A 9175-nucleotide genomic window follows, 5' to 3' on the forward strand; every position below is an offset into this window, starting at 1 on the left:
GGTCGAGCGGCCAGCGGTAGCAGGCGAGAACCGGGTCGTTTCGGTCAGGCGGGGTTCAACTGCCACTGCTGGTTGGTTCCGCCGTTGGCGGTCCACTGCACGACCTGCGCCCCGTCGCTGGTCGACGCACCGGAGACGTCGGCGGCCAGTCCGTTGCTGCGGGCGACGATGCTGTAGTAGCCGTTGCCGGTGGGCCGCAGGTACCACATCTGGTTGGCGCCGCCGTTGGCCGTCCACTGCTGCAGTTGCAGCCCGGCCGTGCTGCTGCCGGCGTTGACGTCGAGCACCTTTCCACTCGCGACGTACCGGAGGGTGTAGGTGCCGTCAGCGGTCGTGGCGATGGTCCAGGTGCCGTTGCCACTCTGCTGGACCACCTTGGCACCGTCCGCGGTGGAGTTGCCCGCGACAGCGAGCGGCTTGCCGCTGTTGCGGTTGACGATGCGGTAGGTGCCCGGTGCGGGCCCGGTTCCGCTGCCTCCACTGAGGTTGAAGTACTCCACCGTGTCGGTGAAGACGGGGCTACCGGACTTCGTGGTCGACAGTTGCAGGTACACGCGGTTGCCGGTGGCGGGGGTGGTGAAGGACACCGGCTGCGTGACCCGCGAGCCGAGCGGGACGGTCAGGGTCGTGCTTCCGGACGCGATCACCGCGCCGTCCGGTGCGTCGAGCCGCGCCGTCCAGGTGAAGCCCACTGAAGGGTCGGCGAAGTCGTCGTTGAAGACGGTGATGGTACGGGTGACCGTGGCGCTCCGGGCGTAGGTGGGCACGGCCTGCGGCAGCGGGAAGGTGCCGTTGGAGTCCGAGGCGCCGGAGGCCGACCAGTACGGCAGGTCGACCGCGGCCACCGGGTTGAACGCCGCCTGCACGCGCTGGATCTGCGGGTTGCTCCACGGGTCGGGCAGGTTGTCCGCGCCGTAGATCGGGTGACCGCCCTCCTCCGGGGTGAAGTCGGTGGACCGCACGCCGGGCACGACGCTGGCCCAGGCCGACAGCAGCGTGTACGGACGCAGGTCGGTGGCGCCCTTGCCGCGCTTGGCCAGCGTTGCCGTGGCGAACCACTCGAAGCCCTGCTTGTTGTTGCAGGCCGGCCAGATGAACTCGCCCTCGCCGTCGGGCCGCCCGTTCACGCTGACCAGGCCCTCCCCGTACCGGCCGAAGCCGTCGACGTAGTGCGGGATCACCGCGAAGTTGGCGTACGTCATCCCGGGATACAGGCTGACATTGTTGCCGACGCCCACCTCGACAATGATCGGCCGGGTTCCGTCGGCGCCGTTCATCGCCGCGTACAGGTCCTTCTCGAACTGTTCGGAATCCTGGCCGCTCTGGTTCGGCTCGTTGTTCTGACTCCAGCGGATGATCGCGGGGTGGTTGCGGTCGCGCAGGACCAGCGCACGGGCGTGGTTGATCATGTTGTCGCGCCCGACGGAGTTCTGCCACTCCTGCGAGGATTGGGAGCCGCGAATCGCGACCTCGTCGATGATCATCAGGCCCATCTCGTCGGCGACATCCAACATGTACGGGCTGCCGGGCTCCTGGTGGATGCGCACCACGTTGTAGTTCAGCCGCTGGTAATTGTCCACCGCCTGCGGCCAGCCGCCGTTGCCGGACGACGGGGGCAGGAAGCCGGGCAGCGTGTGGTACGCGTCGCCCTTGCCGCCGTTGTTGATCCGGTCATAGTCGCCACCCTGGAGGTTGTCGCCGCGGAAGTTCACGCGCACGCCGTTGAGGTAGTAGTAGTCACCGTTCTGGGTGGCCTCCCGGAACCCGAACCGGTACTCGGCGTCGCTCGTGCGGCCGTCGTCGGTGACGGCATGCACCGTCAGCCCGTGCAGCTGCGCCCGGTATCCCGACCGGTACGGCACGTTGGGCCACCAGTACGAGGTGCTGTCGAGGTTCCACCCGACCGGCCCGACGGTCACGGTCGCGGTCGAGCGGGCCGCCACGGTGACCGTACGGCTGGGCAGTTCCGGGTAGCTGAAAGCAGTTCCGTTCCTGGACGACAGCGACCCGGTCAACGTCACCGACCGGGAACTGCCCGACGTGTTCCGCACCGTCACGTCGTAGGTCAGCGTCTTGTTCGCCACCGACGTACGCACGAAGGTGTCGCTGACGTACACCGCCGGGTACACCCGCAGGAACGCGGACCCGAAGATCCCCTGCGGTATCGCCTCGGACCACGTGGCGGCGTCGGGCACCAGGTACCGGCCGTTGGATGCCTTCAACGCGCCGCGGCCCTTCACGTTCACCGTGATCGTGTGGGTGGTACCCGGCGCCGCGTAGGCACTGATGTCGAAGTTCGACGGCGTGAACGCCGTGGTCTGCGTCGCGACCACCCGGCCGTCGACCGACAGCGTCGCCTGGTGATTGACCGCCCCGAACTCGATCCACGCCGACTGCGGCTGACCCGAGTCGGGCACGGTGATGCTGCGCGAGTACACCGCCTCGTTGACGTCGGTGAAGCCCTGCTTGTACCAGCCGCCGCCGGGCACGGTGATCGACGTCGCCCCTCGGCCCGCCGGCGTGAAACTCCACGTCCCGGCCAGGTCGACCGAGGCGACCGCGGCGTTCCCGGCCGCCACACCGTCGACACCGGCGGCCGCCACGGCCCTCGTCGCGCTCGGCGCGGCCAGGGCCGGCCCGTCGATCGTCAGGGGCAGGGTACCGAGGACCACGGCTGCGGCCAGCCCTCCGGCCGCTGTCGGCAACCAACCGCGCCGGCGGGCGTTCGAACGATGCATGCCAACCTCCTGTGACTCATCCGCCAGCTCCGCAACACCGGTTCAGGGCACAGCCTCGAGGCCGCTACTCGAACCGTTTCGACAATCTGCCGGCGTCGCCGGCCACCCGGAAGGGCGGCTACGGCCCGGATACATGGTTTTACGACGGCTACAGCGAACCGATTCGCCTGATGCCGCTCTTCCGCCGGTCAGTCAACGGTGCACGCCGCGCCGTTGAGCGTGAATGCGGTCGGGGTGGCGGTGTTGCCGGTGTGATTGGCCTGGAATCCGATGACCACCGGGGCATTCGGGGCGAGGGTGGCGTTGTAGCTCACGTTCCGGGCGGTCACCTGACCGGACGCCGGCGAGTACGTGGCGCCCCATCCTGAGGTGATGCTCTGGCCGCCGGGCAGGGTGAACGCCAGGGACCAGCCGTTGATCGGGGCGCTTCCGGTGTTGGTGATGGTGAGGTTCTCGGTCAGGCCGGTGTTCCAGGGGTTGATGGCCGCGCTGACCCGGCAGGGTCCGCCGGCCGGGCTCGAGGGGGTCGGGCCGGACGACGAGGGGCCGGGTGAGGAAGGGCCGGGCGACGAGGTGCTCGCGAACTGCGTGAAGAACTTCCACACCTCCTGCTTGACCCAGCTGCGCGCGCCACTCTCACAGCCGGCGCACCCGTCCACCGGGCCCTGCTGGTGGCCGCCGTCGAACGGCGCCCAGACGACCGGGTACCCGGCGCGGCACCCCGAGTAGTTGGTGATGATGTGGGTGCGGCTGCCGGGCGCCGGCTCGGGGGCGTTCTGAGCGGTGCAGCCGTTGTTCCGGACGAACCTGTCGCGCAGGGCCCGGCCGTTCTGGATGCCGTCATTGACCCCGTGGATACCCATGTACGCCACCGGTCCGGTGCCGCCGCTGCATCCGCTGATCGGCCCCGGAGCCGCGATCGCCGCGACCGCGCGGAACACGTTCGGCCGGGAACACGCCAGCGAGTAGCTCATCGCGCCGCCGTAGCTGAAGCCGACGGAGAAACGCTGGGTCGTGTCGACACAGAGCGCGTTGTCGATCAGACGGATCATGTCGTCGGTGAACGTCACGTCCTCGCCACCGGAGTTGGCCCAGCCGTTGTTGATGCCCTGCGGGGCGACGAAAATGGTGGTGTTGTTCGACTGGGAGAGCATGCCGTAGTAGGCCCAGGGCTGTCCGTCGGTCCCGCCCGTCGCGACCTGGCCGGCGGTGCCACCCAACCAGTGGAACCCGAAGGCCAGCCGGTGCGGATAGTTGTTGTCGTAGGTGTCCGGAAGCCGGAGGGTGAAACTGCGGCTCTTGCCGCCGCTCTGGATCGTGTGGTTGCCACTGTTCAGCCCGGGGGCCTTGCCGCATCCGGCGGTGGGCGCGAGGGCACTGGCGGCCAAGGGGGACGTGCCTGCCGACGCCACTTGGGCGCCGGTCACAGCCAGGCCGACGACCAGCAATCCGGCGGCGACGATGGCGAGCAGTCCCTTGCGTCGAGCAGGGGGTTCGGCACGAAGCACGAGGTACTCCAGTCAAGAAGTAGTACGCGATGGGGGTCGCACCGCCCCATTGTGCAAACATCATACGTCTCATGTCAACGACGACCATCGATGTCTATGGTCGACTGCCACGGTGGTTGTGTGTCGCCTTCGGACCTGCTCCTCGGCTTCGGCGACGCGCACAGGGTCGCCGTCGGCGACGGCGATGACGGCCGCTCCACCGACTTGGGGGATCGTGGCCCCTGCCGCTGGGACGTGTCACGATCGGGCCGCGTCGTGGATGCTCCTGAGTGCCGGGACCGCCGACAGGGCAACCCAGAGAGTGGACACGGACACGCCGATCGCGCCGGTCACCATTGCTGTGAACGGGTCGGTCTGTGTCGCGATGACGCCTCCGACGGCGGCCCCTACCGGTATGGCACCCCAGGACACCAGACGGTAGGCGGCGTTGACCTGGCCGCGCAGGGCTTCGGGTGTGGCTGCCTGGCGCAGGCTGACGGCGTGGACATTGGCGATGCCGATGCCGATGCCCATGACGACGAAGATCGAGCACAGCAGCGCGAGAAGCCCGAATTCTGAACCTGTCTGATTGGCGAGCAGCACGCCCAGGGGTGCGCCGTTGCCGAGGGCCAGGGTGACGAGCAGCACCCGGCCGTACCCGAAGCGAGCGGTGAATCGGGCACCGGACCAGGCGCCGGCGAACGAGCCGATGCCGCCGGCGGTGAACACCGCGCCGATGGCCACGGGACTCAGGTGGGCTTCGCGGACGGCGTACAGCATCAGGCCGAGCAGCAGTATCTCGTTGAAGAGGTTGAACGTGGCGGCCTCGCCGAGCAGTGGTCGGACGAAGCGTTGGCGGACGGTGAAGCGGATGCCGCGGAGCAACTCGCGGCGTGGCGAAACGTCAACGGCCGGCTCATCGTCGGCCGGTTGCGCGGTGGGAGCGTTCAGGCGGATCCGGCTCAGTGAGATCGCCGACAGGAGGTAGCCGCCGGCGTTGAGCAGTAGGGCGACGGGCGCGGACAGGGCTTGGACGAGCAGGGCACCGATACCGCGGCCGCCGATCTCGGCTGCGGACTGCGTCGCGGCGAGTTTGCCGTTGGCGTCGACGATCTGGCCCTCGGAGACGATCGTCGGCAGGACTGCGAAGTCGGCGATCTGGTAGATGACGGTCAGCACGGCGGCTGCGAAGACCACGACGTAGAGGGTCGGCATGCCGGCCGTCCCGGTCCACGCGGCGACGGGGAGAAGCGCTACGAGCAACGCGCGCCCCAGGTCTGCGCCGATCATCAGGCGAAGGCGGCTGTGCCGGAACCGGTCTACGAGCAGGCCGGCCGGCACGGTGGCCAAGAGGAAGGGCAGGAACTGGGCGACTCGTAAGGTGCTGGCCTGCGCGGCGGAGGCGGAGAGCGTCACCAGCGCGAACAGCGGCAGCGCGATCTCGGCGACCTCGCTGCCGAGCGTCGAGGCGGCAGATCCGCGCCAGAGCCGCCGGAAGTTCCGGCTGGACCAGGCCGGGACCGGGCGTTCATGGTCGTCTGTCATTTCCTCCGTAACCGGCTTCATAGTCAAGCAGGTTATGGCTAACCGATTGAGGGCACAAGCTGGTTACTATGAAGGCATGTCAACCGGCCTCTCGATGGCGGCCCCGGACCGGCTGGAGCCGATCCGCCGCTTCGTCAACACCCTCGACATAGAAGCCGGCACCGACGCCCTCGAGGACGCTGCCGGATTGCGGGGCTGGCTGAACGCGGCCGGCCTGCGGCCGGACCGGCCAGTCAGCGACGACGAACTTCGCCGAGCGCGTGAGCTACGGGAGGCATTGCGTACGGCGGCCTCGGCCAACCACAACAAGGCCGCCCTGCCTCCGGCCACGGTGGCAGTCCTGGACGACGTCGCGAAGCGGGCCGGCATCTCGCTGTCCTTCACCTCGGATCGCGATTGGCTCCTGACGACCCACGCGGACGGCGTCGACGGCGCGCTGGGCGAGCTGGTTCTTCGCGCTGTCGAGTCGATGACCGCCGGCACTTGGTCGAGACTCAAGGTGTGCGCCAGCGACGCCTGCCGGTGGGCGTTCTACGACACTTCACGCGCCGGCAACGGCAAGTGGTGCTCCATGAAGCTGTGCGGCAACCGCGCGAAGCAAGAAGCCTGGCGCGACCGGCGCCGCACAACCGGATAGCCACTCCTGTCGGCGATCGTGAAGCAGGAAGCGGAGTGGCGGCTTTGTCGGCGGTGAGGTCCACTGCCGAGCCACCGGGGATCAGGTCACGCAGCTTTACGTGGAGCCAGCAGCGGTCCGGCGATGCCTTGCGGGTATCGCAATCGCTGAAAGAGGTCTTGGACGCCCGCTCGGACCAATGACAGGCTCACTGGTAACCGATGGGACGGAGCGAATTCCGCATAAGCGTCCACAGCGGCATTTGCAGCAGGTCCCAGAACAAGAATCAGAACGCCCTGAATTTGCCGGACCCGTCGTGTCATTCGGTGGCATCGAAGCCGCTGTCAAGCACAACGGGTTGGGCCGTGGCGTTCTGTCCAGGCATTCAATTCCAGAAATCAGGCGATTCATGAGCAGCATCAGCATTATCGGCCTGGGCGGTATGGGCCGCGCCATCGGCGCCCGCGCGGTCGAGGGCGGCCACGCCGTCGAGGTCATCGGTCGTGACCCGGCCAAGGCCGGGGAATTGGTCGCCGCGCTCGGCGGCGGCGCCACGGCCGGGAAATTCGGCACCGCTCCGGCCGGCGACGTCGTCATCCTGGCTGTGCCGTACGCCGGCGCCGTGCCGGTCGTCGCCCAGTACGGGGACGCGCTGGCCGGCAAGGTCATCGTCGACATCACCAATCCGATGAAAGCCGACGCGAGCGGACTGGCCACTCCGGAGGACACCTCTGCCGCGCAGGAGATCGCCAAGGCCGCCCCGGCGAGCGTGCACGTCGTGAAGGCGTTCAACACCGTCTTCGGCCACATCCTGGCCCGGGGCGGCGCATTGGACGTGCTTCTCGCCGGCGACGACGCGCGAGCCAAGGCGAGCGTGTCGGGGTTCATCTCGAGCCTGGGATTGCGCCCGCTGGATGCCGGCGGCCCGGAAATGGCGCACTGGCTGGAAGGGACGGGTCCGCTGATGGTGAGCCTGGCCCGCCACGGCGTGGGGGACTTCAACTTCTCCCTCGGCGTCAGCAGTTTCAGCTGAGCACACCCACACCATTACTTCTCACGCCACCTCACTCACAAGGAAGTAGAAGCATGCGCGTTTTCGTCACCGGCGGAACCGGCCATTCCGGTTCATACATCGTCCCCGAGCTCCTCGCCGCCGGCCACGAGGTCACCGGCCTGGCCCGGTCGGACACTGCCGCGGCGACGCTGTCCGCGCTCGGCGCGAAGGTGCATCGCGGCGACCTGGAGGACCTCGACGGGCTCAAGGAAGCGGCCGCGAACTCCGACGGCGTCATTCACGTCGCGCACCGGCAGGACCTGCTTCCGTCCGGCGGGATCCACGCCGTGGCCACCGCGGAGGTCCCGATCATGCTCGCCTACGGCGAGGCACTGGCCGGAACCGGAAAACCGCTGGTCGTGGCCGGGAGCATCGGCTCGCCCGGGCAGGGATTCCTGGGCCGGTGGGCCACCGAGGAGGACCCGGCCCTTCCTAGCGGCGACGAGCACAAAGGCACCCTGCGGGCTCGCAATGTCGTGGAGACCACCGTAGTCGGCCTCGCCGAGCGGGGAGTGCGGTCTTCGATCGTGCGGATCGCCAACATCGCGCACGGCACGACCGACAATGCCGGCTTCCTGCCCCTGCTGATCGCGCTCGCGAAGGAGAAGGGCGTCGTCGGCTACCCCGGAGACGGCGCGAACCTGTGGAACGCCGTGCACATCCGCGATGTCGCCTCCCTGTTCCGTCTGGCGCTGGAAAAGGGCCCGGCCGGCAGATACTGGCACGCGGTCGACGACGAGGGCATCCCGTTCCGCGAAATCGCCGAGGCCATCGGCAGCCGTCTGGACCTGCCCGTCGTGAGTATTCCCGTGGACGAACTGGTGCTGCCGGGATACTTCGGGCTCCTCGCAAACATCGCCACGCAGAGCTACCCGGCGTCCAACCTCATCACCCGCCGGGCCCTCGGCTGGGAACCCACTCAGCCCCGACTGCTCGCCGATCTGGACAACGGCCACTACTTCCCCGCCGGCTGACGACAGAACCTGAATTCGGTCCCCTCGGCGTGCGTGGTCAGAGATCGGCCGCGGCGTCGTACCGGCGGCGCAGGTCGGCCATTTCGGAATCGGTCAGCGCTTCCTTGGTCGCCAGGTCCGCGTACTTGGCCGGGAACATCTGCCGGAGCCGGTCGATGAACTTGACGTCGTCGGTCGCCTCGACCACCTGGATGCCGACGGGCTCGGTGGACATATCCAGAATGACCGGGCCGGCGAGCTTCACCGCGACGTCCCACGGGCGCTTCTTCTCGGCGACCCCGCAGAAGTGGAAGCCGTAGACCGTCCGCACCTCGGCCAGAGTGGTTGCCTGAGCGGGCTCGTGGCCGTACACGTGGACCCCGCAGATCACCGGCGTCGACTGTTCCTCGGCCGCCACCTGCTGGCCATTGTGTCCAGTATGGTTGTGCTGCTCTGGTTTCGACTGTTCGAGCGTGGTGCGCATTCGGAACATGATCTGCCCGTGCAGATCCTCGGGCGCCGCCTCCGAACCGGCCGATCGGGTGAGGATGACCGCGCCGGCCGACAGCAGCAGGATCAGCGTCGCCCACACGTAGCGGTTCCGGTGCCACCCCGCGATGCCGGCCCAGGACTTCATGATCTCTTCTCTCGTCGCCTTGCCGGCGCCGCGGAAACGACCGGTGACGCGGCGCGGCGCCGCGCCGCCGGCGAAGCAGGGCCCCCCCAACGAGCACGACGTGAAGTGCAGGGCCGCCGAGGCGCCCGAGTGGTTGGTTCGGGTG

Annotated in this window: 7 protein-coding genes; 3 read left to right on the forward strand and 4 right to left on the reverse strand. The window is 68.5% G+C overall.

From position 1 onward, the window contains the following. Nucleotides 1–44: 44 nt before the first annotated feature. From AB0C29_RS05315 to AB0C29_RS05325, 3 genes are all read right to left on the reverse strand, one after another. Nucleotides 45–2738, reverse strand: a complete 2694-nt coding sequence (locus AB0C29_RS05315; protein WP_360815446.1) for an RICIN domain-containing protein — start codon at nucleotides 2736–2738, stop codon at nucleotides 45–47. A gap of 188 nt (nucleotides 2739–2926) precedes the next feature. Beyond that, nucleotides 2927–4246: a cellulose binding domain-containing protein gene (locus AB0C29_RS05320; protein WP_360815449.1), complete on the reverse strand. Its 1320-nt coding sequence runs from the start codon at nucleotides 4244–4246 to the stop codon at nucleotides 2927–2929. Between the two features lie 237 nt (nucleotides 4247–4483). Continuing rightward, nucleotides 4484–5791 carry an MFS transporter gene (locus AB0C29_RS05325; protein ID WP_360815452.1) on the reverse strand — a complete coding sequence of 436 codons (1308 nt, stop codon included), beginning with the start codon at nucleotides 5789–5791 and terminating at the stop codon, nucleotides 4484–4486. A gap of 73 nt (nucleotides 5792–5864) precedes the next feature. Between AB0C29_RS05325 and AB0C29_RS05330 the strand changes: the two genes are divergently transcribed. The 3 genes from AB0C29_RS05330 (at nucleotide 5865) to AB0C29_RS05340 (ending at nucleotide 8414) form a co-directional block, all read left to right on the forward strand. Next, complete coding sequence (locus tag AB0C29_RS05330) at nucleotides 5865–6407, forward strand: CGNR zinc finger domain-containing protein (protein ID WP_360815495.1); 543 nt, start codon at nucleotides 5865–5867, stop codon at nucleotides 6405–6407. 388 nt (nucleotides 6408–6795) lie between these two features. Continuing rightward, nucleotides 6796–7419 (forward strand): NAD(P)-binding domain-containing protein, encoded by a 624-nt coding sequence (locus AB0C29_RS05335; protein WP_360815455.1) that lies wholly within the window; start codon nucleotides 6796–6798, stop codon nucleotides 7417–7419. Nucleotides 7420–7472: 53 nt separating this feature from the next. Further along, nucleotides 7473–8414 (forward strand): SDR family oxidoreductase, encoded by a 942-nt coding sequence (locus tag AB0C29_RS05340; protein ID WP_360815458.1) that lies wholly within the window; start codon nucleotides 7473–7475, stop codon nucleotides 8412–8414. A gap of 37 nt (nucleotides 8415–8451) precedes the next feature. Here AB0C29_RS05340 and AB0C29_RS05345 read toward each other — a convergent pair. Next, nucleotides 8452–9175, reverse strand: a 724-nt coding sequence (locus tag AB0C29_RS05345) for a hypothetical protein (RefSeq protein WP_360815461.1), incomplete at its 5' end; no start/stop codon positions are given.

Source organism: Actinoplanes sp. NPDC048791 (genome assembly GCF_040650095.1).
Classification (GTDB): Bacteria; Actinomycetota; Actinomycetes; order Mycobacteriales; family Micromonosporaceae; genus Actinoplanes.

Coding starts and splice junctions, on each gene's coding strand:
- AB0C29_RS05315 (WP_360815446.1), bottom strand. CDS start 2,738: ATGCATCGTTCGAACGCCCGCCGGCGCGGTTGGTTGCCGACAGCGGCC.
- AB0C29_RS05325 (WP_360815452.1), bottom strand. CDS start 5,791: ATGAAGCCGGTTACGGAGGAAATGACAGACGACCATGAACGCCCGGTC.
- AB0C29_RS05330 (WP_360815495.1), top strand. CDS start 5,865: ATGGCGGCCCCGGACCGGCTGGAGCCGATCCGCCGCTTCGTCAACACC.
- AB0C29_RS05335 (WP_360815455.1), top strand. CDS start 6,796: ATGAGCAGCATCAGCATTATCGGCCTGGGCGGTATGGGCCGCGCCATC.
- AB0C29_RS05340 (WP_360815458.1), top strand. CDS start 7,473: ATGCGCGTTTTCGTCACCGGCGGAACCGGCCATTCCGGTTCATACATC.